The sequence below is a fragment of the Photobacterium swingsii genome, assembly GCF_024346715.1.
In the GTDB taxonomy this organism is placed as follows: domain Bacteria; phylum Pseudomonadota; class Gammaproteobacteria; order Enterobacterales; family Vibrionaceae; genus Photobacterium; species Photobacterium swingsii.
Genome location: NZ_AP024852.1, coordinates 1,622,321 through 1,647,262 on the forward strand (window position 1 = coordinate 1,622,321; position 24,942 = coordinate 1,647,262).

Sequence of the window (24,942 nt, forward strand, 5' to 3'; positions counted from 1 at the left end):
TCTTATATAGAACTAACTAGATCATTGCTCGTACTCTTAAGTAAGCCACTGAGCGCGGCCTTCTTCTGAGCGGCGCTATTCACTCGACTCAAGGTTAGTTTTCACACACAGCATGTTTTTCTAATTTTTCGATTAACACTTCTCGACGAAATGGTTTAGGAAGGTAATCATTCATGCCTGAATCAAAACAGCGTTGGATGTCATCATCAAGAATGGATGCAGTAAGCGCAATAATGTGCGTGCCACTGAGCTGTTGTTGCTGCTCGAAATCACGGATAGTCTGTGTTGCTTCAAACCCATCCATAATTGGCATCATGCAATCCATTAATATCAGCGATACCTTCTGGTGTTGCTGCTTAAATATCTCTACAGCTTCTGCACCATTATTTGCAATCTCATAGTGGTACCCCAGTTTCTTTAGGTTGATAGAGACGACTTTTTGGTTAACGACGTTATCTTCAACAATTAATACCATGCCATTGTGTTCAGAAGAAGAGATTGGTTTTGCTGTTGCTAATTCACCATCCTCATCGAGCTCACTATGACTTAACCTTGCATCGTATGCTTTTGCTGATTTAATCAGCGCATCCAAACGGCTACCAAGTAGCGGTAAGGTTATGTAGCCTGCAACTTTATCACCATAATCAGGTTTGTCGGCATTGTTCTGACGTGCGAGCAGTAGTGGTAGGCGAGGGAACAATTCATGGATTGTATCGACTTCTTTTCCAAAAGCATCGACATCAAGAATGAGGACGGGCTCATGATTGTTTGTGGATATACTGCTTTTTGTTACATGGTCATTCACTTGGTTAAGACCTGCAGCGAGATCTTTTGGTGACGTTAATAGGGTAATTGGGTAGCCCAGTGTTTGTAGGTTTTGCAGAAGTAATTCATCAGCTTTTGGCGAGCAGTAAACAATAGATTTATGCTCATTTTTTTGTACTTTTTTCTCTGGGTCTTTGGCAAGACGGATTGTGAAGTAGAATTCACATCCTTGGCCCTTTTCCGATGTGATTTCAATGTTACCACCCATCATCTTTATCATTTTGGATGAAATGGCTAACCCGAGGCCCGTACCACCATAGGTTGTGGATGTACTGTTACTTTCTTGCTTGAACTCTTCAAAAACCTGGTCATGTTTGCTGCTATCAATGCCTATACCTGTATCTTTAACAGCAAAGTAAAATTTAAAACTATCGTCATTATGATTAACACGTTGAAGTGTGAAAGTGACAGTGCCTTTTTGAGTGAATTTGATGGCGTTTGATGCGAGATTCATCATCACCTGGCGGATTTTTTGTTCATCAGCACGGACATAATCTGGGATATTGGCATCCATATTAATGCGCAAATCGACATTCTTTTGTTGGGCTTTAGGTGCAATAAGCGCAGCTGTATCGTAAATAATTTCACGAATATCGCAGGTATGGGCATTAACTTCCAAGTGACCTGATTCAATTTTGGAAAGGTCAAGCACATCGTTAATCAGCATCAGTAATGTTTGGGATGATGAATTAATGGTTGTGAGGTAATCTTTTTGAATCGCTGATAGCTTGGAATCTGCCAGTATTTCTGTCATGCCAATAATACCGTTCAATGGGGTACGAATTTCATGAGACATGTTGGCAAGGAATGAGCTTTTAGCACGGTTTGCTTTGGTTTCTTTTTCACGGGATCTGACAAGCGCTGACTCTAAATTTGATACTGAGCGAATAACAAAACTCAGCACGGCAAGAATGGATAAGCCAAGTAAGCCAGCTAATAGGTTGTGATAGAACATGTAATTAGACAGCTTATTTTGTATCAAGCTGGGAATAATATTGTAGAGACTACTTAAATTGGATTCGACGCTATGAATGGTTGCGCGCAGCTTGCCAAGTTGCCCAGAATTGTGGTCATAGCCGAGTGTTTCAAAATAGCCTTTTAATAGGTAGTAATGGTCTGAAAATTGAGAGAATTGAATCTTGAGCTGTTGGTTGTTTGTCTGTGTATTTACGCGTTGCTGAAGATTGTCAAAGGCTAGGTCTATTTGTGGAATAAGGGTGGTATCAAAATCTTTAAAAAATGCAATCAGTAAAGATTGGAGGTCGATGAGTTGATAAGTCAATTGCTCATCATTAGCCGTAAAGGCAACTCGCTCAAAATCTAACGTTGACTGTTTGAGCTTATCGGCAGCCCCCGTGTTTTGAGTATCCCCATAAATAAGGTAGACCGTGTCGGTAAGGCGTTTGAATTGCGCTTGGTATGCATCAATGGCAGCCAGCGTGTTGTTATTATTAAAATCTGCCTTAAGCCTGTGTGCTGCCATATTATCGTCTATTGTCAGTAGGCGGGACTTAATGGCTTTAGCTTCATCTGACATTTTTGCAACGTACTTATTGTCGTGGCGAGCAAGAAAGTCTTTTTCATGTCGACGCATCATTAGCATCTGCTGGGATGATAATGCAATGTCTAGTTGCAATAGATGAAGTTCGTTTTCTTCTTTATCCAGTTGGCTGTTGGCGTAAAAGAAAATGAGAACTAAAGCCATAATAATGCCTGTTCCCCAGTAGAGTAGTGTCTGTATTGAATGCGTTTTTGCTCTGGTCATTGAGATCTTCCTTGAAACAAAATATATCCCACCTTTAACTTACTAAAATATTCTTGTTTAGTGAGTGCGGAAGGTTGTTGCAGTCAGGTTTTTTATCAATATGCGAAGTGGGGCATTTATAAATCGGGTAAGTAGGATTACCACTGGTTATGTGGCTTAACTTGTAATGAGCGACGATGTTATGAGTTGTTGTGGGTGGAGAGCGAAAATTAGTCAGTTGTGGTGCAAAATAGACACAGATACATTTTGTTATGATTAAACACCTCAATGCTCGTAAGCCTTACGTTACGCTGACATTCAATACTGAACTATCGGCTCTAATACTTCAGTGCGCTAACACCACATCAACGGGTTTGATTAAGAAGAACTTAGCGTGATGTAGGCAGCAATTAGTAACGATAAATAAAGCCACAAGGCTGAAGTGCGGCAGGAATTTGGGATGCAATACACAGAAGAAGATCAACAAATATTACATGACACATGGATGAGCTATAAAGCGAAAATGCGTGTGACGCAGATTGAAATGGCAAAAAAACTGGGTATGAGTCAGTTGGTTTTTTCCGATATTCTACGAGGGAAACTGCCTTTAGAGCATAAGTTCGTGAATCAATTTTGTGATTTTATTGGCGTTGACCCTTTGTTAACACTTCCTTCATTACGCAAGAATATAGGAAGTACTAACAATGGCAGTGTATTGCTTACTAACCGTTTTATTCTAGATGGCGAGATACGCAATGTACGCTACAGCGGTAACCAGCTGATTGTTGAGTATGAACACGGCTCAAGTGAAACAAACGCCCTTTAGATTATTGTTTTCGTAACTTTGCAACAACGACCCTTATTCTTTTTTAATTAGAGTAGGGGTTTATTTTTCTATACAAAAATAGCTTAAACTGTCGGCTATTCATTTATCTCTCATTTATATATTGGGTAAAGTAGAGCTGAATCTATTTTATCTTTGTAGCGATTAGTTACATTTATACTGCCGTGATGACGCAGTGATTTATCCAAAGTTCCCCTTCAAACGATAAGTATCAATATTATAGTGTTATATCCATTCCTTTAGTTGATGTCGATTTAAATGCATTGCTACTATTTAATCAAGAAAGTTGTTTTAATTGGTATATATAACGCTTTTTTATCAATTAAATTAAATCCAATTTAATTCCACGAATATATATTGATGAATATGCATAAAGAGAATGGCTTCACCCTCATAGAGTTAATTGTAGTCATAGTGTTAGTGAGTACATTAAGTCTAATAGCCTGGCCAAGGTTTTTTTCTATACAAGTCGATAGTCGTATTGCAGCGATGAATGGGCTTAAGGCTTCAATCTTAACTGCAAATGAACAGGTTTTTGGGAAATCAATTATAGAAGGGATCGATAAGCTCCCAGAGCATAAACTGGTAATAGATAGGAAGAATAATGTAGCTGTCTGGGTGCGGTATGGCTACCCTGTTTGGTTGGGTATGAGTGTACATGAGTTATTACATGTGAACTTGGATGAGTGGTTCTATGGCGTCAATTCAGGAAATGAAAAAGAGCACACCCTTAGGTTTGGACTAAGTAAGATATTTAATACACCAAGAGATCTAATGAGTGATGATGCTAAGAAGTGTTTTGTTGTGGTTAAGAATACCCTAAAAGCAGTTAGTGTAGAGGTCATTTCTGACGAGTGTTAAACCTGTCTCTTTGTGAGGTTAATAAATAAATTGTAGCGCTTGCGATATTTTACTTCTAGGGTTTGTTTTTTACTTCTAATTGTCGGATGAAGCACAATATAGCTTTTAAAAATAAAGAGTGGAGATAAAAAAGTGCAATTTTGTACTAGTTCGCTATTACAATTTGTTTTTTGATCTGTTACTTTAGTTTTGCACTTAGAGCTATTATTACATTTATCATTAGAAGTTGTTAAATAATGAAATTAAAACTATCAGCAGTATTGATCCCAACCCTTTTGTTCGCTGGCCAAGCTTCAGCAATTACCGTTTATGAAGATGATCAAACGACATTTGATGTAGGTGGTGTATTTGTACTGGATGCCTTTCAACCTAAATGGGGTGATGACGAAATTTTCTCGGCAGGTCGCAGTATCTTAAATTTTGGTTTTGAACGTCAATTAACTTCAGATACCAGCATAGACGCTAAATTAGAGTGGGATCAGTTTCTTAACTCGCCATCTTCTGGCAAGGCTAACTTCCGTAACCGCTTAGGTTATGTGACAGTGAAGAATGATACTTTTGGTAGCCTACGTTTTGGTAAACAATGGTCTGCATATCATGATGTTGCTCGTTACATGGATAACATGGTGATCATCGACCCTGATGCGACACCTATATACTCTGAAGGTACGGATGGTGGATTTGCGGCGACAGGTCGTGGTGATAACTTGGCCGCATACCGTTACAGTAAAGATGGTTTGAATGTTTCTGCGCACTACGGTTTTACCAGTACCGATTCGACGTCTACGGTTGATGTGAAACGTGACCATAACATTGCGGCGTCAACCAGTTACGATTTTGATTTTGGATTGAGCTTAGGTGTTGCTTACCTAGAAAACAAAGTGAGCGTTACAAGCGGTTCAGTTAATGGCCTGAAAGACGGTGATAAGCAAACAGCGACAACCATTGGTGGTCAGTATGTGCGTGGTGGCTTGAAAGTTGCGACAGCGTACACTAAGGGTGAAAAAATCCATAAAGCAGGTTTGTTAGGTGGTGTTAGTACTGCTGAGTGGGCAGATGCTGATGCGTTCGATGTATATGCGCATTATGTGTTTGAATCGGGCTTCCGTCCATTTGCTTACGCCTCTAACGTGAACTTCAAAGAAGATGCTCGCGGTATTAACGGTGATCGTCAAGTGTACGCATTAGGTCTTGCTTATTCATTCACGCCAGAAACGATTCTTACGTTTGAAGCGAAGCAAAACAAATTGAATGAGTTCAGTGCTAACTCTAGTACCACAGACAATGGCGGCGGTTTTAACTTTGTCTACTCGTTTTAATTATTACTAAGTCTTCTCACGGGAAGTCATGGTTAAGCCCTCGATGCTAGATAAAGCGTTCGAGGGCTTTTTGATCCTAATAGGAGAGCAGATCTACGCGGTAGGTAGGAGTCCTCTAAATGAAAGTCCCGTTTTGATAGTCTTCAACGGCTTGGTTAATTTCATCCATGCTATTCATTACAAAAGGGCCGTAGTGCACAACCGGCTCATTGATTGGTGTACCCGCTAACAGTAAAACCCCACTTCGTTCATTGGCTGTTATTGCTAAACTTTCGCCTGTCGATAGCAAGGTTAAATGTCCTTGTGCGACGGAAATATCGCCAATACTGATTTCCCCTTGATACACATACAACATGGCTTGGAAATCTGGGTTTAAGCATGCTTGCATTTTATCATTACTATCTGCTTGCCAGTCGGCTACGGTAAGCGGCACCCCCGTTTGTAGCAGCGGCCCTGTGAGGGTTTCACCATCAATAGTAAGATCACCTGCAATGATGCGGAGCAGGCTGTTATCACTAAGCTGTTTCTCGGTAATGACATTCGATTGAAAATCGTGATATTGAGGATCTGACATTTTTTTCGAGGCAGGGAGATTAATCCAAATCTGAAAGCCGTGCAGTTGTTCATTCGCCATGATTGGCATTTCACTATGAACGATCCCTTTACCTGCTGACATCCACTGTGCGCCGCCACTGCGAAGTTCACCAACATTTCCTAAGTGATCTTTATGCTGGAAATGGCCATTAAGCATATAGGTTAACGTTTCGATACCACGGTGTGGGTGGGGTGGAAATCCACCGATATAGTCATCAGGTGAGAGTGACTTGAGTTCATCAATCATTAAGAATGGGCTGAAGTGTGGGTTATCAAATCCGTGTACGCGCTGAATACGTACACCGTCTCCATCAGATGACGAGTGTGATTTAAGAATTTGATTCACTGTTCGGTAGGCCATATCTACTCCCTTGAGTCGCTATATAATTCATAGTGAGAGTGTAGGCTCAGCATAGTGTGAGAAAAAGAGGACTAAAACGAACAGCTTGTTCTAAAAATTTGAATGACTAATTTAAGTCGTGATTATTGCAGTCGCTGCCAAGCCTCACAGATTGTACGAAACTTAATGGCATCGCCTGCTGGTCTATCAGGGTGCCAGCGTAAAGCAAGTTTTCGCCATTGTTTACGGATTTGTTGTGGTGTTGCATCGGCAGGTAGTTCAAACAAAGCGAGATCTTCAGGGCGAGCATTTGCGATGCTGATTTCAGCTTCTTGGTGGCCTATATGATCCTGGTAGCGTCGCCAGAAAGAAGAAAGTAGTTCCTGAATCGTATCACTGTCGGCATTGTAATTTGCCCAGTCTAAATAGTAACTGCGCAGTGGATCATTTATATCAATGGTATTCTCTGCTGAGTGCTTATTGGGCATTAAGCAGATGTCCATCGCATGGGCCTGTAGCCATTGCTTAGGTAGCAGCATTTCTTGTAGTTGGTACAGCGCATTCATTAATAGGAAGTTACGCTTGAACAAGTCTTTATCGGGATCATCATCCAGCTGAGACCATATACCTTGCTGCTTTAGTTCTTCAGACAGCGTATGGATCATCCAGCCTTTAGGCTGGTGTTGAAGGATAGAGATCATTGGCCAAATTAGCGGGTTGTCATATTCTGAATACTGATCAATCTGCATAAATGTTCTTCTTGTTTATTCTTGTTTTTATCTGACTATTAGTGACTAGCTTACAAATAACATACTAACTTACACCCTATAACTCTAGCAGACTTGTGCTTTCCCTTGATACCGATTACTGAAATTTGGCTACAAAAAAGGCCATCAAATGATGGCCTTAGTATTGTTTGTCTTAAACCTTACTGTGCAAGAGAGTAGAAAATTGCAGAGATAGAAATTAGACCAATAACTGTCACAAAGATGTTGCTCATTGCGCCAGAGTATTTACGCATAGATGGTACTTTGTTGATTGCGTACATCGGCATGATGAATAGGATCATCGCGATGATAGGACCACCAAGACTTTCAATCATACCAAGAATACTTGGGTTGATAGTTGCAACTGCCCATGTTGTTACAAGCATAAATAGCGCAGTGAAAGTGTTTAGCTTTTTAGGGCCAATTTCTTTGTTACGGTCACGTGCTAGTTTAACGACTAGACCATTTAGACCTTCACTTGCACCTAGGTAGTGACCTAGGAAAGATTTAGTAATTGCAATAATCGCAACAACAGGCGCAACGTAAGCAATTGTTGGTGCTTCAAAGTGCGTTGATAGGTACGTAAGAATCGAAACATTCTGTGCTTTAGCTTCTGCAAGGTTCGCAGGAGAAAGGCTAAGTACACAGCTGAATACGAAGAACATAACAACCATAACCATCATGATGTGAGCGCGAGCAAGAATGCGAGAACATTGTTTCTCTGCTTGCTCACCGTACTCTTTTTGTTTCGCAACAGCGAAAGAAGAGATCACAGGAGAGTGGTTGAATGAGAACACCATTACAGGAAGGATTAACCACACAGCCATAAGGATAGTGGTGAAGCCGCCTTCAGTAGGCATTACTTGTTCAAAAATAGCACCATTCCAGTAAGGAACTAGGTAAAGCGCAAGCATCAGTAGAACAGCAACGAATGGGAATACCAGTACGCTCATCGCCTTGATGATCAATTGCTCACCAAGACGTACAACAGCCATTAGGCCGATGATAAGTGCTAGTGCAAGAATTGCTCGTGCTGGTGGAACCATACCAAGCTGGTTCACCATGAAGCTTTCTACTGTGTTAGTCAGTGCAACGCTGTAAACCAATAGAATCGGGTAGATAGCGAAGAAGTAAAGTAAGGTGATTACTTTACCCATACCCGCACCAAAGTGTTCTTCAACTACTTCAGTAATATCTGCACCTGGGTTAGAGCTTGAAAGTACAAAACGTGTCATACCACGGTGTGCGAAGTAAGTCATAGGTAACGCAAGCAAAGTCATAACGATTAGCGGGATCAAACCACCCACACCTGCGTTAATCGGCAAGAAAAGCGTACCAGCACCTACAGCAGTACCAAATAGGCCAAGAACCCAAATAGTATCGCTTTTGCTCCAGCCAAGTTTGGCTGCGCTGTTTACAGATGAAGAGTCAACAGTATTGTTTTTCACAGTGTCCATTATGGACATCTCCTTTATAGGTATATTGATATAGCCTTCAAAGGGTTTACGCTAGTGATACTCGTTACAGCCCAGTTGATGAGTTGGGCGGGAAAAAGTAATGCATCCATGTTTCGTCGAGGACGAACGATAACAAGCAGTGAACATTGCCGTGCAGTACATACTGTACAGGCAAGAGAGAAGCAGATGGGTGATATTGTGTAACGAGCGTGAATTAAGATAATTCACAAAGCTAAACAAGCGACGGTTCCTAGGTCTAACGAGCGTATCCATACGGCCAAAAAAACTGCTAATGCCAATGTGTGCTGTGTATCTCTAATTAAAACCTTATAAATACTAATGAAACCCTGATGACGTGGGAAGTATAGGGGATTAACTGTGGTACAACTATTGATTTCTGACAAGTTCTGCATCGTTTGTGTAAAAAATATCATTTGTATAACAAATTTTATTTTGTTGGTTGGCGTATATTTAAGCGATAAGTTTGCCATTTATACGTAACTGCTTAAATTAATGACAATGAATAAAAAATTATGAAATGTGTTTTTAAATTATATATCGTCAAAAAAGCTATTTAGGGACTTAGTTACCTATTTTTCACCTTGATGTAACCTTGGTTTTTATTACCGAATTGATTAATAAATGCACTGGATGCAAATGGAAAGAAATAGAAAAAGAACGGGTAAGAAAGAAATGTGTGAGAATAAGAACACAAAAAAGGCAGTGTTCAACCATTTCTAAAGAAAAATATGGGTAGAAAGTGGAATGCCAATGAGGAATAAGCTGGGTGAGGGGAATGGCTTGGTTTGCGAGATAAAAAAACGCACAGGCTTTTGACCTGTGCGTTTTAGCGATAAATCGATAACTAGGATTAGTCGCGGAAGTTATCAAACTGCAGTGGTTGACCCAATTCAGCTTCACGAATTGCCGCCATAGTTGCTTGCAGATCGTCTCGCTTTTTACCCGTTACACGCACTTTATCGCCTTGGATTGATGCTTGAACTTTTAGTTTGGCTTCTTTAATTAGCTTAACAACTTTCTTAGCGATAGCTTGATCAACACCTTGCTTGAATTCAACTACACATGAGAATGACTTGCCTGTACGCGTAGTGGCTTGCTGTTCCATTGATTGTGCATCAACGTAACGCTTTGCAAGGTTACTGCGAAGGATGCTAACAAGTTGGCTAAGTTGGAAGTCAGATTCAGTTGTGATTTTAACTGCCTCTTTTTCTAGTTTGATGCTTGCATCAACACCGCGGAAATCGAAACGAGTTTCAAGTTCACGCGCTGAGTTGTCGACAGCATTTCTTACTTCTACTAGATCAACTTCAGAAATAATATCAAAAGATGGCATGTGTATAATCCTAATCTTATTAAGTTAACAAAAAAGGGCGCACCCTTAATTTTAATGCTTATTGTTTATGTTTGATTGCGTCTGCAAGCATATCAAGCATAGTTACTGTGTCTTCCCAGTTGATGCATGGGTCAGTAATAGACTGACCGTATGTTAGCTCATCAAGTTTACAGGTATTCACAGCTTGGTTGCCTTCAGCAATAAAGCTTTCTGCCATAATACCAGCGATAGATGTGCTGCCATTACGAATTTGTGTACAAATATCTTCAGCAACGTTCAGTTGGCGGCGGTGCTGTTTCTGACAATTGCCGTGGCTGAAATCAACCACTAAACGAGGTGGTAATTCAAAGCCTTCAAGCGTATGACAAGCCGCTGCAATATCTGATGCTTTATAGTTTGGCTCATTACCACCACGAAGAATAATATGACCGTGTGGGTTACCAGACGTTCGGTAGATCGTCATTTGACCATCTTTGGCTGGTGAACAGAAAATGTGCGACTCACGCGTGGCGCGGATTGCATCAACAGCAATTTTAATATTGCCATCGGTACCATTTTTGAAACCAACTGGGCATGAAAGGGCAGACGCCATTTCACGGTGAATTTGAGATTCAGTGGTACGTGCACCAATCGCACCCCACGAGATAAGATCGGCCAAATATTGACCTGTAATCATATCGAGAAATTCAGTAGCTGTCGCCAGACCAAGCTTATTGATATCAACGAGCAGTTTACGTGCTTTATATAGACCCGTGACTAAATCTAGACTGCCATCTAAATGTGGATCAGAGACTAAACCTTTCCAGCCCACGACAGTGCGTGGTTTCTCGAAGTACGTTCGCATGACAATACAAAGTTCGTCTTTGTACTGGTCTTGAATATCAGCAAGGCGCTGAGCGTAATCCATCGCAGCATCGGTATCATGGACAGAACATGGACCCACAATCACCAAAAGGCGGGAGTCTTTACCAGTGAGGATGTTTTCAACTTGGCGACGACATTGCGCTACGTGCTCTGCAATATCATCTGTAATTGGGTAGGCCGCTTCAACTTCAGCAGGAGCAGGCATAGCCCCTAAGCTAACTGTGCGGAGTTCATCGGTTTTCATTGGCATAATACGTGCGCCTACCTTGGTATCTCTAAAATTAACGACGCGTTAAGATAGCCCAAAAGCCAACAGGAATAAACCAAACATGTGATATGACATAAGTTTTTCCTTAAAAATCCATCGAGTTGTTACGAATCTACAACGCATTGCTAACTAAACGTTATTTAGCTAATTCACTAAAGAATAGATAAGGTGAATAAAACCTTTCAATTTTTCTTGATAAAAGAAGCCTTATACGTCATGTTGCAAACGTATGTATTTTGTTTTCGTCATGGAAGATAGGAGTGAAATTAGAGCCTTATGACCAACACCACCCAATCCGTTATTGCGACCTCCATCGTCTTAACTCAACCCTCCCTGTTAGCACAATCAGACACCATTGGGCTGTTTTCGTTAGACGATGTTGTCAAGCATCAGTTTCCTTATCATCCGTATGCTTATTCACACCTTGCTGCTTTAAATCCAGAAGAACAGGCGTCGATCATTAAAGATTGTGGTGATTGTCCACCCGCAGAGCATTATGTTACGGAGTTAAGCAATCTTTTGATCCAAGCGGCGAAGCACCTGAAAGATCTGCCATTACGTGTGGCACTTTCTAGTGTTGAATCATCGTCGCGTGTAGATCGTGTGGGCAGTGAGTTAGAACCCCTTGAAACAAATCCGGCAATGGGGTTACGCGGGGTATCTCGCTATGCCAATACAGCACACCGGAAAAGTTTTATTTTAGATTGCGAAGCGATTAAACGAGCCCGTTCGGAGGAAGGTTGCCAGAATATTGAACTGGTGATCCCATTTGTTCGGACTTTTAGTGAAGCCGCAACCATTATTGATTTATTAGCAGAGCAAGGTTTATGCCGTGGTGCTCAAGGGCTGAAAGTGCATATTTTGGCTGAGTTGCCAGCGAATGCCTTACTTGCCGAAACCTTCTTACAGTATTTTGATGGCATGGTGGTGGATATTGATGTGTTAGCACAGTTTACGTTGGCGTTAGATCCTGACCACCAAGCACTGACGTATTTATACGATGAGCAAAATGAAGCCGTTTTGACCTTGTTACGCCAAGTGCTTAAAGCTTCAGAAAAAGCAGGGAAACCGTGTGAGTTGATCAGCCGACATCTAGATGATTCCCCCAAATTGGTACGTTGGCTACACGAGCAAGGTATTGAGCACGTCATCAAGCCAAGCCTTTAGAGCTAAATAGAAAACGACCAACATAGGCTTGGTCGTTATTATATTACTAACAATGTTTATTCGATCGCTTTGAGGCCTTTGCGTATCTCTGTTGCATTTCTGTTTATTCCAGCACCTTTTATTCAAGTACCTTGGCAGAACAACTGATTGCGATTGTTGGCTGTAGCATAAGGCAAACATGACAGTGTTTTGATACCGCTTCTTGTGCGGCTGAAATGATATCGTCTTCTGTTAGATGAGTGCCTGATGCAGTGAAATGTAGGTTGGCCGATTCATAGAGTCGAGGTTCATCTTCCGTCAAGGTGTATGTCACTTCATTTTCTAAATGAGTGATGTTAAAACCTTTTTCTTGAAGGAGTAAAACGACATCCGTCGCACTGCATGAGCCTAAAGCTGATAATAATATCTCTGTTGGGCAAGGGGCGGTATTACTGGTTGCATCAACCTTGAAGCTAAAACCGCCTTCTGTTGTGATATTAAACTGGCTGTCGCCCGTCCATGTTAATTGAATACTCATACTAGCGTTCTCTGTTTTAAGCTTAGCGAAGTAACACGCGTTGAAGTGGTGTCTTGTTGATTAACCGAGTAATACCGATAGAGATCAGCAAGACCAGTGGGATAATACTAATATCTAGCCACAGGCCTTCAACACCGATTAGGCGGGCTATATTGAAAACGTAAATAACCACCAGTAAATGCACGACATACATACCCAATACATCTTTACTGGCATCTAAAATTGCAGTTCGTATTCTTGGTCGACTTTCACCACAGTGAGGCTTGGCTAATAACGCCATGAAGAGGCCTAACGACCAAAACGGTGTACCGACTAAAAAGTCATGTGTATTAAATGGAGCATCAAAGCGCAGTAAATAAGTGGCTTCAAAAAAGTGTAATAGCATACCAAGTAGCGCTAACGTAACGGCATAATGGTATTGACAGTGCCAGTTGTTTCTTCGTATTTCAAATCCCATAACGACCAGTAGACAACTAAAGAATGGCCCATTACGTGTAAAAATAGGGGCTTCTAAGTCAAATATTGGCTGATAACTGCCAGCCATTAAACCGTAGATGTATAAGGCGATCGCGAGTGGTAGTAAGAGGTTACTTTTATTATAACGAATCAGTAGCGCAATAATGCTAATTGCACAAACTAATGCAGGAATATACCAAAGGTGAACAAGCCCCCCTTCAAATAACGTATTGAGAGGGTTATTCAATAGAAACTGCCAGTAGCCGTGACGCTCAGCAAGGTAACCCTGCTCAAAGAATACGGTCAGATTAAAAGGGGCTAATAAGCAAATAATACTCCATGCGAACCAGACTTTTAAAAGCGGTAAACTGTAGCGCTTTAGGGTATTAAAGGGACTATTAAGTAGTTTTGGCGCAATGAAATAGCCCGCCAATAAAAAGAAGAGGGGAACAGCAAAACGACCAGCTTGATTTAAAACTAATGAAAGCCAAGGCTCGCCATCGAAAAGCGGGGCTGTTGAAAAGGGTTTTGCATGAATAGTAATAATCGCGATGAGCGCAATAATACGCCAACATTCTACACTCATTATTTTGGTCGGAACCATCGATTGGCTTTGCGTTTTCATGAAGTAATGCAATTAAGATCTGAATTAAATTAGAGCTGTCAGTATCCTGAATCCGTTTTAAATTACTAGTTTTATAAAACGCAAAATTGATTGAAATGGTGAGATAACAAAGAAGATGTTTTGAGTTGTGAGTGAGGTCGATTTTTTACACAGCAGCATAATGTTAGCAAGGTAATATTATGCTGCGTACAGCGTGGTGACTTATAGGGTGGTTGATTAAGAGCTGCAGCTGATCGTTAACGTTTTTCCCCACTCAGGTGGAAGTTTGGCCATCGATTGATGTTTGGGGTGCTCATCAAAGGGGGATGCCAGCACCTCCATCAACGATTCTATACGCGAATAGTCGCCTTGTTCTGCTTCTTGGATAGCGAGTTGGGCTAAGTAGTTACGCAATATAAATTTGGGGTTGCTTGCCAGCATCAGGTGTTGGCGAGCTTGATCGCTATGCTTGTTACCACCCTTTATTTCAGAATCTATCAGTTCAAAACTCACACGTTGCTGGTATTCATTCAGCCACGTTGCTAGTTGTGCTCTGTACTCATTGTTTTGGTTTTCTTTTTTGTTACGAACACTCTCGGTGCTGGTATCGTCTGCTTTTAACGATGTATTGTCAGAAGCCACCGCGAATAGCCTGTCTGCACTTGAGGCAATATCAGTAGCAGGGATTGATGACAGTGTTCTGAAAAATAAGGTGTAATCCAGCTGTAACGCTGTTAAGCAGTTAAATAGATTTTTAAATAAATACCCATCTTGGTCACTATCCGTTATTAACCCTAATTTAGCCCGCATCTTTTTGCTGTAAGCCGTCTGTAGTAAAGGCTCAAAAGTATCTAACACTGCGTTGGCTGTATCTGATTCGATTAACGGAGAAAGTGCGTAACCCAGTGCGGCCAAATTCCATAAAGCGATACTCGGTTGTTGGTTGAAGGCATAGCGGCCTGAGTAGTCTGAATGATTACAAATATAGTGGGGATTGTAATTATCGAGGAAGCCATAGGGACCGTAATCGAAGGTTAGCCCTAAAATAGACATATTGTCGGTATTCATTACTCCGTGTGCGAATCCAACGCTTTGCCAATCCGCAATTAACGTCGCGGTTAGCTCAACAATGCGTTGGTACATAGCTGCATAGGGGGTGGAATGCGAACTTAAATCAGAGAAGTGGTGTTCAATGATGTAATCAGCAAGCTGTTTTAAATCACCATGCTGCTGGGTATAAAAAAGGTATTCAAAATGGCCAAACCGCACATGGCTTTCAGCAACTCTGATCAAGGTAGCACCTTGCTCTACTTGTTCTCGATAAACAGGTGTTGTACTGCCGATAATAGCGAGCGCATGTGTTGTTGCTATGCCTAATCCTGCCATCGCAGCACTGGCGAGGTACTCACGGATGCTGGAGCGTAAAACGGCGCGACCATCCCCTTGACGTGAATAGGGGGTAAGCCCCGAGCCTTTTAAATGCAAATCCCACTTAGCACCAGTAGAGGTCACAACCTCACCAAGTAATACACCACGACCATCACCTAAATCAGGGTTATATTGACCAAATTGGTGCCCGGTATATTTCATTGCAAGAGGTGAAAAGCGTGGGTGAACTTGGTTGCCACTGAATATCTGAGCAAAACGCTGCGTGGTTACCTCCTCATGACTGAATTCGAGTAACTGACACACCTTAGGATTAAAGCTCACTAGGTGTGGTTCGCTTAACGCTTGAGGTATTACCGAAGTGTAAAAGGAGGCAGGAAGCTGGCTGAAGCTATTATTAAAAACGAGTTGGTCTAATGTACGCGTCATGACAACGAATCCTTTTACAATCTGAAATAGGCGAAGTGATCACAACTTCATACTGGCTGTAATGTATATCTAAGCCGTAAGTGATCACGTGTTGCGATAGCTATAAGGTAGCAATATTTCAGCGGCTAACAAGGGACAAAAAGTAGGGTTATCTTCGCTTTACGAATTAAACCCTATCTAGTGCCATACCATTAGTGTAGCCATTCACTGTTACAGGAAGGGGGTTGCGTTAGAATATGGGTAACTGTTCGTCTTTATTTGGTGCGTTGTCGTCTTTACTTTGCGTATCCGTTTTATTCGCAGATGATTTTTTCTTCGGTGTTAGGTCTATTGCTTCAATGTCGACCACTTTTGAACGGTTCATAATGATTTTCCAACGCTGAATACGCGTCGTATTGTCTTCATCGGTTTCTTGCGTGATCAAGTTGATGAGATGACGCTTTTCAACGGAATCTTTGGTAACTTGCCCGTCTTTAAGTTGGTAAATACGCTGCGACCCTTTTTCCATTAAGCTCGCAACTACACGAAGATCAAGCATGATAGATTCACGAGTCTGTTCATAACCACTCAGGAATTTGATCGGTGACATTCGGGTGGTGCTTTTATAGTGCAGTACGGCCTCTTCGCGTTGAGAAACCTTGTGCTTACGTGCTTTACGTATTTCACTGTCGAGCTTACTGAACTGAGTATACTCTAGCCACTCCAACTGACGTCCGATTAGATGACCACTATTGGCATCAAAAAATTGCTTGCGCCACTTAGGTTTATTTTTACGAACTAAGCGCCATAGCACTTGTTTTAAATCATCCTTAAAGACTTCACGTGCGGCATAAATGAAAGACAGCACAACGATGAAAGAGGCAGTAATATCACCCAATACACCACGGGCTTTTATTAGCATGATGGTCACGAAGATCATCACAAAGCCTGCAGCAAAACCTGTCACGATTTTTCGCGTGTTATTACCCAGCTCAATGGTTTTCTCGTTCATGGTGACAGGGTATTCGATCAAACGACGCAATAAGCGCATTTTGTTCGACATACGCGTCGGATCTTGCAAGGCTTTGTTAGAGTTATAATTGTGTTTAGTACGGTGCTCGGATTCTTTATTGCATACATCGAGCAACATATCGCGGATTTCATTGTAGTCGTTACCGCGAGGCAAGTGCGCGACTAAGGCAAGGCAACGTTGTTCAGTAAACCAAGAGAGGTAATTATCGATATTTTCGTAGTATTTTAGGAGCTTCTTGTCGGTTGGAATACTACGGCGTAATCGTTTTAGAATACGAACCGTCAGTTGTGCAACTTCTTCCACTTCTTCAATGGTACGCTCTTGCTTATCATCTAAAAGCTGCTCAGAGGTTTTTTCAAGCGCCAATGCGTACTGATAGGCGTACAAGCTCAAGCTCAAGCGATATTGTTCAGTAGATAGTTTGCCACGGCTAGCAAGGCGACTGTGGACAAGAGGAAGGTGGTTAACGTCACTAAAGTAGGTGCGTTTGCCATGAATAGCATTGTGATAAAACTCATCTTCGCTCACGATTTTATCCGTAAGCCCTAGTTCACCAGGCACGAAGATATAGAAATCTAACTGTCGATTGGTTGTTTCTTGAATAACATGGGAAATCTTAAGTTTATGCCCATCTTTTTTTTCAACAGTGATCACGCTGACAATATACCTCTTGTTAGTTTTTCTTATTCTAGTTGATTTAAGTTACGTTTAGCAGTTGATTTTATAGCGCTAAATGTCAATAGCATGAAAATTCATCAAAAATATTCCAGATTGGTCAGGCAGCGTTGTTTAACATCACGTATAATGCGCTCAGCAATACTATTGAAATTATTTACCCTGAGAGTGTCATAGAATGATTAGAATTGGACAATACAACACATTAGAAGTCGTCAAATTAGTAGATTTTGGCGTTTTTCTTGATGGTGGTGATGACTTTGGCAATATCTTACTGCCGAAATCCTCTGTCCCTGAGGGCACTCAACTAGGTGATAAGATCGAAGTATTTATCTACTTTGACTCGAACGATGAAATTATTGCGACAACAACGCAGCCAAAAGCAAAAGTGGGCGATTTCGCATTACTGCGCGTTGTTGGTACATGTGAAATTGGTGCGTTTGTTGATTGGGGGCTAATGAAAGATTTATTAGTACCATTCAGTGAGCAACGTCGTCGTTTAGAAGTTGGCCAAGATGTTATGGTACGTATCTATACAGATAAAGCATCTGGTCGTATCGTTGGCTCGACTAAGTTCAACCGATTCCTTGATAAAACACCGGCTAAGTACAAAGTTGGCCAAGAAGTTCGTGTAATCATTGCTGAAATTACGGATCTTGGTTTTAAAGCTGTGATTGAAGGTCAACACTGGGGTCTATTATTTAAGACTGAAGCTTTTGGTAAGCTATTTATTGGTAAGAGCCTAAAAGTTTACATTAAAGAAATTCGCGAAGATGGCAAAATCAATTTGTCACTGCAAAAAGCGGGCAAAGCGGGTGTTGACGATCTAGCGGATAAAGTATTGACTACGCTAGGTAAAAAAGGTGGCTTCATTCCATTGAGTGATAAATCATCGCCAGACGAGATCTTCAAAGAGTTTCGTACCAGTAAAGCATTGTTTAAAAAGACAATCGGTGGCTTGTATAAGAAAGGTCTGATTGTTATTGAGCGTGAAGGTATTCGCTTAAACGATAACGACTAAGTCGCCGCCAAGTAAAGACTCTAGACGCCGTTGCTTCATAGTAACGGCGTTTTTTATGTCTAAAAATCAATGAAGAGCTTTGAACGCTATATCACACTGGCTGGAAGGGATATAAACAGGATAAGTGGTTTCAGTGCAAAAAAACGCCACTGTAAGTCATGTTTTTGAGGAAAAAACTAGTCAAGTCTACCTTTTCTCGTTATACATGTACGAGTATTTGGACTTGTTCGACATGGTTAATAGAAACAAGCAGTTATGACATGATGGATGAGTGTTGTACCTAATACCTCGCGATATAATGTTTACCTCGCGAGCATGACAAGAATTCAACGATTACGTACACATAAAAGGATTTTATATGAATGCGTTAAAAAGCTCTGTGGTTGCAATAGCAGTTGCAATGGCTTGTGCGGCAAATGTTCAAGCTGCTGATGTACCTGCTGGCGTTAAGTTGGCGAAAGTACAAGAAATTGTACGTGGTAACGGTGATGAAGTACCAACACTGGATCCGACGTTTTCGTCTGACACTGCAAGTTCACGCGTAATTCAAGACATGTTTGAAGGGCTTGTTTCTGAAGGGCTAAATGGGGATGTTGTACCGGCACTTGCTGAAAGCTGGGAAGTGGATGATACCGGTATGGTCTACACCTACCATTTACGCAAAGACGCAAAATGGTCAAACGGTGAACCAATCACAGCAGCCGATTTTGAATACAGTCTAAAACGTGCAATTAATCCAGCAACGGCAGCACCGTATGCGTGGTATTTAACCATGGCACGTTTTAATAATGCAGAAGCAATCAACAAAGGTGAGAAGCCCATTGATGAGCTTGGGGTTAAAGCCGTTGATGCCCACACATTGAAGATCACCTTAGATCAGCCAGTTCCTTACTTTACTAAAATGATGGTTCATCCATCGACTTACCCAGTTTATAAAGAGGTGGTTGAAAAGTACGGTGACAACTGGACTAAACCTGAGCACATAGTTACAAGCAGTGCGTACAAGCTATCTAAATGGGTATTGAATGAGCGTATCGTCCTTGAGCGTAACGAACGTTATTGGAATAATGATAAGACAGTGATTAACCAAGTCACTTATTTACCAATTCAAGATCTAACGGCTGAATATAACCGCTTCCGCACCGGTGAAATTGATATCACTTCTTCATTCCCGCTAGAACAATATAAAGCGATTAAGAAAGAGCGCCCAGATGAATTATTAACTATGCCGTCATTGGGTACGTATTACTATTTATTCAATATGGATAAAGCCCCGTTTGATGATGCGCGCGTTCGTAAAGCTCTTGCATATTCAATCGATCGTAATGTTGTTACGGATATTATTCTAGGCCAAGGCCAACTTCCTGCTTATGGTGTAACACCACCGTCAGTATCGGGCTTTGAAGCGCCGAAACTGGCGTGGGGTGAAATTAGTCAGAAAGAGCGTAATAAGAAAGCAAAAGAATTGTTAGCTGAAGCAGGGTATGGTCCAAATAACCCACTGGAATTTGAGCTGGTTTATAACACCAGTGAATCTCATAAAAAACTCGCTTTGGTTGTTTCTTCAATGTGGAAGAAAAACCTTGGTGTGAATGTAGAGCTTGCTAACCAAGAGTGGAAAACCTTCCTAGAGAAACTTCGCGAGAAGAACTTTGAGTTGGCACGTTATGCATGGGTTGGGGATTACAACGAAGCATCAACATTCTTGTCGTATTTCGAAAGCCACGGTATGAACTATTCTGGCTGGAGCAATATTGATTACGATAAAGCGATGTCGAGTGCAATTAAAGCGCCTAACGATAATAAGCGTAATCAGTTCTACCAGAAAGCGGAACAAGTTTTCGCTGAAGAAATGCCTGCAATTCCACTCTACTTCTATACACGCTCAGTGTTGAAGCAAACGAAAGTTGGTGGTTACTCAATTGAAAATGCGGGTGATGCACGTTTTACTCGTGATATGTATATCACGCAATAACACCGCACTAGCAACCTAAGCGTTGCAGATGAGTATGATGAAATGAAACCGAGCAGCGATGCTCGGTTTTTTATTTGATCAGCCGTGACGATATAGCAATAAGAATAACTCATAGTGACTTTTTAAAGTATGAAGGGCTTTTCGCTGAGAAAAGAGGAGGGCGTACATTGTTCGGCTAATATCAAGATTCAACTTTTTCTTTTTGAAATCAACATATAATCTTGCGAGGTGAATCCATATTACTTTTTATCTTCACTGCTGTTTTAAGCATGATTTGGTACTGTTTGTTCTTATTTCGCAGCAGGAAAAGAACAATGAAATGGATGAAGGTTGGTGCTCTGGCTATTGCATCTTTAGTTATGGTGGGATGCCAGTCGAATGGTAGTGGTCAGTCTCAGGCTCAAGAAACGTATAACGAGTCTGCCGCTGATCGCTATATGACGCAGCTTTACACTAAAGCTGAACGTATTGTTGAGCGCGAAGATGGTGTTATTAGCCGCAACGGTGATCAGATCACTATTTTGCTGGATGGCGATCGTAGTTTCGATTACAACAGTGCTTACATTCGTAGCGATAGCCATAAAGTGTTGAGTGCCTTATCTGCGCTGATTGCAAAAAATGAAAAATCGAAAGTGTTTATTGGGGGTCATACTGATAGCTTAGGCCGCGATGAATACAACCGTTCGTTATCAGATAAGCGCGCAAAATCTGTTGCTAATTACCTCACACTACGTGGCGTTGATAAAGAGCAAGTGAATACCTACGGGTTTGGTGAAGTCAGTCCAATCGCAGATAATGATACGGCTGCAGGGCGACAAAAAAACCGTCGTATTGATATTCGAATTACACCCGATTTCGATCAATTTTAATGATTGATGTCATGCGGCTATAACATGTAGCCGCTAATTTAGTGACTAATCGTTACTTGTTTGCAATAACAAATGTACTGTGTGGTTTAATTAAGATTATAGGGAAATAAAATGTCTGCAAATGCGGCTATGACTTGGGCCAGTTATTTTGTAAGTTTTGCGTTCTTCTTATCATTAGCTTTGGGGGTGATTGTCGCACACGGATAGTAATCGTTAGGGGATAAGTCAGCCAATAGTGTTGGGATAGATAAGAATAATAGCGTAATTGAGGCAGTGTGTGTGATTACGATAATGATGAAAACACGAAAAGATAAAACACCGCGATTAATATCATTTAGCGCGGTGTTTTTATTTCTTTAAAATTGAACAGGCAGAATACGATGAATTAGCCGCACACTGAGCAGTTTGCTTGCTTACCTAATTTCATTTCACGCCAATTCATCGACATGGCATCAAGCATTAGGATTTTACCGGTTAGCGGTGTGCCTAAATTAGCGGCGACTTTGATTGCTTCCATTGCTTGAACAGCGCCAACGATACCGACAACGGGTGACATGATCCCAGCTTCCACACAGGTTAAGGCTTGCTGGCCAAATAAGGCACTTAAACACTCGTAGCAAGGCTGATCGTCTTGATAAGTGTAAACACTGATTTGACCTTCCATACGAATGGCAGCACCAGAAATCAATGGTGTTTTAGTTCGGAAACATAAACGATTCAGTTGGTTGCGAGTCTCGACATTATCGCTGCAGTCAAGCACTAAGTTATGTTGCTCAATCAATGTTAGCAATTCGGCATCGTCTAGACGCTTCGCAATAGTTTCAACGTGTAGATGAGGGTTAATCGTTTCAAGGGCGCGTTTTGCCGAATCAACTTTTAGCTGACCCACAGTGCTATCGTTATGCAATACTTGACGCTGTAAGTTAGACACTTCAACGTTATCATCGTCGATGAGTGTGAGCTTGCCAACGCCCGCTGCAGCCAGATACTGCGTAGAGGCACAGCCTAAACCACCTGCACCAAGAATAAGCATAGATGATGCTTTGAGCGCTTCTTGACCATCAAAATCAAATTGACGCAGAATAATTTGACGGTTATAGCGAAGCATTTCTGCATCGGTTAATTCAACCACAGTAAATCCTATTTAAACGTAACGTTTTAAATCAAGGAATAAGCGCATTGATTAAATGCGCTTATTCAGCGTGAAGCGGTATCACTGTACTTAGTACATAGTGTGATTGAATAGCTCAATCGTCACATCTTCACCCGCTTGAACACGACCACGTTCCTGCTCAAGTACGACAAAACAGTTAGCATGGTGCATAGAGTTAAACGCGCCAGACCCTTGGTTACCCGTTGTTGCCACCTCAACTTGGCCACTAGCATTAATGCTGTAAATACCACGTTGGAAATCAGTACGGCCAGGGCGCTTTTTAAACATAGTACTTGCTTTTGCCGTTAGGCGTTGCGGTGCTTGATACTGTGTGTGACCCGCAAGTTTAGCTAGCATAGGTTGGACTAATTGATACAGAGTCAGCATGGCTGAAACTGGGTTACCCGGTAAGCCACAGAACCATGCATTATTGATAGTACCAAAAGCAAATGGCTTGCCTGGTTTCATGGCTATTTTCCAAAAGCCAATTTCACCTTGTTCGTCCAAAATGTCTTTGGTGTAGTCGGCTTCACCCACACTCACACCGCCTGATGTAACCACCACATCGGCTTCAGTCGATGCTTTATGGAAAGCGGCACGAAGTTGCTCTGGGCTGTCAGGAATAATGCCAAGATCTAAAACATCACAGCCAAACTTTTCAAGTAGGGCGCGAATACCGTAGCGATTGCTGTCGTAGATTTGTCCCGCTTCAAGTGGTTCACCTAATGGGCGAAGTTCATCACCTGTCGAGAAAAAAGCCACTTTAGGGCGAACAAGCACAGAAACGGTTGCGATACCTAAAGATGCTAGCAGGGGCATTTCACGTGCTGTCACGCGTGAGCCTTTCGCAACCACCACATCATTTAAACGCACGTCGTCACCAATAGGGCGCACGTTGTCGTTTGCTGGTGGCTTGATCAAGAAACGAATTGTGTCGCCATCGACTTCGGTTTCTTCTTGCATGATAACGGCATCAGCACCTTCTGGCATTTGCGCGCCTGTCATGATGCGAATACATTGGCCCGCTTGACACTCGCCATCAAAAGGAATACCTGCAAAGGATTTACCCGCAAGGGTTAGTGTGTCTGTATCGACCAGATCGGCTGTACGAACGGCATAGCCATCCATCGCTGAATTGGCAAAAGGAGGGACATTAATCGGAGAGCGGATATCGTCTGCAATTACATGCCCCATTGCATCGGGTAGGGCAATGGTACTTTTGGTTTCAAGTGCTGTTACTTGATCAAGAATTTTTTCTAGCGCTGTTTCAACAGGCATTAGGCCCGGCGTATCGCAACATCCCATAATCAGTCATGTCCGTCGTTAGTGATGTACCCACCAAGCATAGTCGGTGGGACTAAATGATAAGTCTTGGCTTATTTCGTTATCAGGAAAAGAACCTTAGATAGAACAATGATTTTTCTATTGATTCCTTTTGCGTTAATTATGACAAAAAATACGACTATGCCCTATACCAAATATGGCTAAATCGCAGAATCTCTTGCTTGTAAGGCTTATATATTGCGCCTCTTGGTGAGAAAACGTTTGCGACAGACTAAACACCTACTAATTACGAGGTGTAATTCTTCTCATTTGGCGGTATCCTTCGGGGCAGATTTAAGCACTGGCGTTGTAAATTAGGCTATTTCGCATTCAAGCCTGAGCCAAGTGGAGGGAAAGAATGACAGCATTAAGTGAATCCGCACTGTTAGTGCGCGATGCCCTAGCGGCACGTGGCCTTGAAACTCCGATGACCGAAAAAGCGGTAAGTCGAGAAGAGAAAAAAGAGAAAATTGAATTCCACATGCGTGAGATCTTAGAGTTACTCTCGCTTGATTTAAGCGATGACAGCTTGATGGAAACTCCACATCGCATTGCGAAAATGTATGTTGATGAAGTTTTCTCTGGGTTAGATTACGCGAATTTCCCTAAAATTACCGTCATCGAAAATAAGATGAAGTGTGATGAAATGGTGCGGGTTAAAAACATTACCTTAACCAGTACTTGTGAGCACCACTTGGTTACTATCGATGGTAAAGCAACGGTGGCCTATATTCCGCGTGGTAAAATTATTGGTCTATCCAAGATTAACCGTATTGTGCGTTTTTTCGCACAGCGCCCACAAGTACAAGAGCGCTTAACGCAGCAAATCTTAGTGGCTTTACAAACGCTACTGGAAAGCGATGACGTTGCCGTAACTATCGATGCAACGCACTATTGTGTGAAATCACGTGGTGTGATGGACGCAACCAGTGAAACGACAACCACAGCACTGGGCGGTATCTTTAAGAAGAATCCAGCGACTCGCGCCGAGTTTCTGCACGGCATTCGCTAGTTACGTGTACTCGCGATAAGCACCAGATGTAAAAGTATCTAGATATAAAAAAACCGCGAAATTTCGCGGTTTTTTATTATCTGATTTTCGGTTCGATCAGTATTTG

Annotated in this window: 20 protein-coding genes; 8 read left to right on the forward strand and 12 right to left on the reverse strand. The window is 41.7% G+C overall.

Annotated elements, in window-relative coordinates:
* Positions 1-94 precede the first annotated feature (94 nt).
* The gene (locus OCU77_RS07630; protein WP_048897254.1) at positions 95-2,590 is read right to left on the reverse strand and encodes a hybrid sensor histidine kinase/response regulator; all 2,496 of its coding nucleotides are present in this window, start codon (positions 2,588-2,590) and stop codon (positions 95-97) included.
* 439 nt (positions 2,591-3,029) lie between these two features.
* Between OCU77_RS07630 and OCU77_RS07635 the strand changes: the two genes are divergently transcribed.
* The 3 genes from OCU77_RS07635 (at position 3,030) to OCU77_RS07645 (ending at position 5,593) form a co-directional block, all read left to right on the forward strand.
* The gene (locus OCU77_RS07635) at positions 3,030-3,395 is read left to right on the forward strand and encodes a helix-turn-helix domain-containing protein (protein ID WP_048897255.1); all 366 of its coding nucleotides are present in this window, start codon (positions 3,030-3,032) and stop codon (positions 3,393-3,395) included.
* 378 nt (positions 3,396-3,773) lie between these two features.
* Entirely contained in the window at positions 3,774-4,274 is a 501-nt protein-coding gene (locus OCU77_RS07640; RefSeq protein WP_084711678.1) for a pilus assembly FimT family protein, read from the forward strand.
* A 236-nt stretch (positions 4,275-4,510) separates the two neighbouring features.
* A complete protein-coding gene (locus tag OCU77_RS07645) occupies positions 4,511-5,593 on the forward strand; it encodes a porin (protein ID WP_048897257.1) in 1,083 nt (360 codons plus the stop codon).
* A gap of 115 nt (positions 5,594-5,708) precedes the next feature.
* Here OCU77_RS07645 and OCU77_RS07650 read toward each other — a convergent pair whose 3' ends face one another.
* The 5 genes from OCU77_RS07650 to OCU77_RS07670 form a co-directional block, all read right to left on the reverse strand.
* Positions 5,709-6,548: a pirin family protein gene (locus OCU77_RS07650; protein WP_048897258.1), complete on the reverse strand. Its 840-nt coding sequence runs from the start codon at positions 6,546-6,548 to the stop codon at positions 5,709-5,711.
* Positions 6,549-6,670: 122 nt separating this feature from the next.
* The gene (locus OCU77_RS07655) at positions 6,671-7,276 is read right to left on the reverse strand and encodes a DNA-J related domain-containing protein (protein ID WP_048897259.1); all 606 of its coding nucleotides are present in this window, start codon (positions 7,274-7,276) and stop codon (positions 6,671-6,673) included.
* A gap of 179 nt (positions 7,277-7,455) precedes the next feature.
* Positions 7,456-8,751: a serine/threonine transporter gene (locus OCU77_RS07660; RefSeq protein ID WP_048897260.1), complete on the reverse strand. Its 1,296-nt coding sequence runs from the start codon at positions 8,749-8,751 to the stop codon at positions 7,456-7,458.
* Between the two features lie 871 nt (positions 8,752-9,622).
* Positions 9,623-10,105 (reverse strand): YajQ family cyclic di-GMP-binding protein, encoded by a 483-nt coding sequence (locus OCU77_RS07665; protein ID WP_048897261.1) that lies wholly within the window; start codon positions 10,103-10,105, stop codon positions 9,623-9,625.
* 58 nt (positions 10,106-10,163) lie between these two features.
* The gene (locus OCU77_RS07670; RefSeq protein ID WP_048897262.1) at positions 10,164-11,219 is read right to left on the reverse strand and encodes a 3-deoxy-7-phosphoheptulonate synthase; all 1,056 of its coding nucleotides are present in this window, start codon (positions 11,217-11,219) and stop codon (positions 10,164-10,166) included.
* Positions 11,220-11,513: 294 nt separating this feature from the next.
* On the opposite strand from OCU77_RS07670, the gene OCU77_RS07675 reads away from it, so the two are divergent.
* Positions 11,514-12,404 carry a putative PEP-binding protein gene (locus tag OCU77_RS07675; RefSeq protein ID WP_048897263.1) on the forward strand — a complete coding sequence of 297 codons (891 nt, stop codon included), beginning with the start codon at positions 11,514-11,516 and terminating at the stop codon, positions 12,402-12,404.
* Positions 12,405-12,522: 118 nt separating this feature from the next.
* Here the strand turns inward: OCU77_RS07675 and OCU77_RS07680 are convergent, their stop codons facing one another.
* From OCU77_RS07680 to OCU77_RS07695, 4 genes are all read right to left on the reverse strand, one after another.
* Positions 12,523-12,921, reverse strand: coding sequence for an OsmC family protein (locus OCU77_RS07680; protein ID WP_107302437.1), 399 nt, complete (start codon positions 12,919-12,921; stop codon positions 12,523-12,525).
* A gap of 22 nt (positions 12,922-12,943) precedes the next feature.
* Complete coding sequence (locus OCU77_RS07685) at positions 12,944-13,981, reverse strand: acyltransferase (protein WP_107302457.1); 1,038 nt, start codon at positions 13,979-13,981, stop codon at positions 12,944-12,946.
* Between the two features lie 237 nt (positions 13,982-14,218).
* Positions 14,219-15,796, reverse strand: a complete 1,578-nt coding sequence (locus OCU77_RS07690; RefSeq protein ID WP_107302438.1) for a protein adenylyltransferase SelO — start codon at positions 15,794-15,796, stop codon at positions 14,219-14,221.
* Positions 15,797-16,025: 229 nt separating this feature from the next.
* On the reverse strand, positions 16,026-17,462 hold the full coding sequence (locus OCU77_RS07695; protein ID WP_239685811.1) for a hypothetical protein: 1,437 nt from the start codon (positions 17,460-17,462) through the stop codon (positions 16,026-16,028).
* A 199-nt stretch (positions 17,463-17,661) separates the two neighbouring features.
* Here OCU77_RS07695 and OCU77_RS07700 point away from each other — a divergent pair, with 199 nt between their 5' ends.
* From OCU77_RS07700 to OCU77_RS07710, 3 genes are all read left to right on the forward strand, one after another.
* The gene (locus OCU77_RS07700; RefSeq protein WP_048897265.1) at positions 17,662-18,504 is read left to right on the forward strand and encodes a CvfB family protein; all 843 of its coding nucleotides are present in this window, start codon (positions 17,662-17,664) and stop codon (positions 18,502-18,504) included.
* A 358-nt stretch (positions 18,505-18,862) separates the two neighbouring features.
* Positions 18,863-20,479, forward strand: a complete 1,617-nt coding sequence (locus OCU77_RS07705; RefSeq protein WP_048897266.1) for a peptide ABC transporter substrate-binding protein — start codon at positions 18,863-18,865, stop codon at positions 20,477-20,479.
* A 314-nt stretch (positions 20,480-20,793) separates the two neighbouring features.
* Positions 20,794-21,348, forward strand: coding sequence for an OmpA family protein (locus OCU77_RS07710; protein ID WP_048897267.1), 555 nt, complete (start codon positions 20,794-20,796; stop codon positions 21,346-21,348).
* A 385-nt stretch (positions 21,349-21,733) separates the two neighbouring features.
* Here OCU77_RS07710 and moeB read toward each other — a convergent pair whose 3' ends face one another.
* Both moeB and moeA read right to left on the reverse strand, forming a co-directional pair.
* Positions 21,734-22,480, reverse strand: coding sequence for a molybdopterin-synthase adenylyltransferase MoeB (gene moeB, locus OCU77_RS07715; protein WP_084711681.1), 747 nt, complete (start codon positions 22,478-22,480; stop codon positions 21,734-21,736).
* Between the two features lie 90 nt (positions 22,481-22,570).
* The gene (gene moeA, locus OCU77_RS07720) at positions 22,571-23,806 is read right to left on the reverse strand and encodes a molybdopterin molybdotransferase MoeA (protein ID WP_048897268.1); all 1,236 of its coding nucleotides are present in this window, start codon (positions 23,804-23,806) and stop codon (positions 22,571-22,573) included.
* 376 nt (positions 23,807-24,182) lie between these two features.
* Here moeA and folE point away from each other — a divergent pair, with 376 nt between their 5' ends.
* Entirely contained in the window at positions 24,183-24,836 is a 654-nt protein-coding gene (folE, locus tag OCU77_RS07725) for a GTP cyclohydrolase I FolE (protein WP_048897269.1), read from the forward strand.
* Positions 24,837-24,942: the final 106 nt, after the last annotated feature.

Excerpts from the sequence above, each read along its gene's own strand:
- OCU77_RS07630 (WP_048897254.1), bottom strand. The coding sequence starts at position 2,590 with ATGACCAGAGCAAAAACGCATTCAATACAGACACTACTCTACTGGGGA.
- OCU77_RS07635 (WP_048897255.1), top strand. The coding sequence starts at position 3,030 with ATGCAATACACAGAAGAAGATCAACAAATATTACATGACACATGGATG.
- OCU77_RS07640 (WP_084711678.1), top strand. The coding sequence starts at position 3,774 with ATGAATATGCATAAAGAGAATGGCTTCACCCTCATAGAGTTAATTGTA.
- OCU77_RS07645 (WP_048897257.1), top strand. The coding sequence starts at position 4,511 with ATGAAATTAAAACTATCAGCAGTATTGATCCCAACCCTTTTGTTCGCT.
- OCU77_RS07650 (WP_048897258.1), bottom strand. The coding sequence starts at position 6,548 with ATGGCCTACCGAACAGTGAATCAAATTCTTAAATCACACTCGTCATCT.
- OCU77_RS07655 (WP_048897259.1), bottom strand. The coding sequence starts at position 7,276 with ATGCAGATTGATCAGTATTCAGAATATGACAACCCGCTAATTTGGCCA.
- OCU77_RS07660 (WP_048897260.1), bottom strand. The coding sequence starts at position 8,751 with ATGGACACTGTGAAAAACAATACTGTTGACTCTTCATCTGTAAACAGC.
- OCU77_RS07665 (WP_048897261.1), bottom strand. The coding sequence starts at position 10,105 with ATGCCATCTTTTGATATTATTTCTGAAGTTGATCTAGTAGAAGTAAGA.
- OCU77_RS07670 (WP_048897262.1), bottom strand. The coding sequence starts at position 11,219 with ATGCCAATGAAAACCGATGAACTCCGCACAGTTAGCTTAGGGGCTATG.
- OCU77_RS07675 (WP_048897263.1), top strand. The coding sequence starts at position 11,514 with ATGACCAACACCACCCAATCCGTTATTGCGACCTCCATCGTCTTAACT.
- OCU77_RS07680 (WP_107302437.1), bottom strand. The coding sequence starts at position 12,921 with ATGAGTATTCAATTAACATGGACGGGCGACAGCCAGTTTAATATCACA.
- OCU77_RS07685 (WP_107302457.1), bottom strand. The coding sequence starts at position 13,981 with ATGGTTCCGACCAAAATAATGAGTGTAGAATGTTGGCGTATTATTGCG.
- OCU77_RS07690 (WP_107302438.1), bottom strand. The coding sequence starts at position 15,796 with ATGACGCGTACATTAGACCAACTCGTTTTTAATAATAGCTTCAGCCAG.
- OCU77_RS07700 (WP_048897265.1), top strand. The coding sequence starts at position 17,662 with ATGATTAGAATTGGACAATACAACACATTAGAAGTCGTCAAATTAGTA.
- OCU77_RS07705 (WP_048897266.1), top strand. The coding sequence starts at position 18,863 with ATGAATGCGTTAAAAAGCTCTGTGGTTGCAATAGCAGTTGCAATGGCT.
- OCU77_RS07710 (WP_048897267.1), top strand. The coding sequence starts at position 20,794 with ATGAAATGGATGAAGGTTGGTGCTCTGGCTATTGCATCTTTAGTTATG.
- moeA (WP_048897268.1), bottom strand. The coding sequence starts at position 23,806 with ATGGGATGTTGCGATACGCCGGGCCTAATGCCTGTTGAAACAGCGCTA.
- folE (WP_048897269.1), top strand. The coding sequence starts at position 24,183 with ATGACAGCATTAAGTGAATCCGCACTGTTAGTGCGCGATGCCCTAGCG.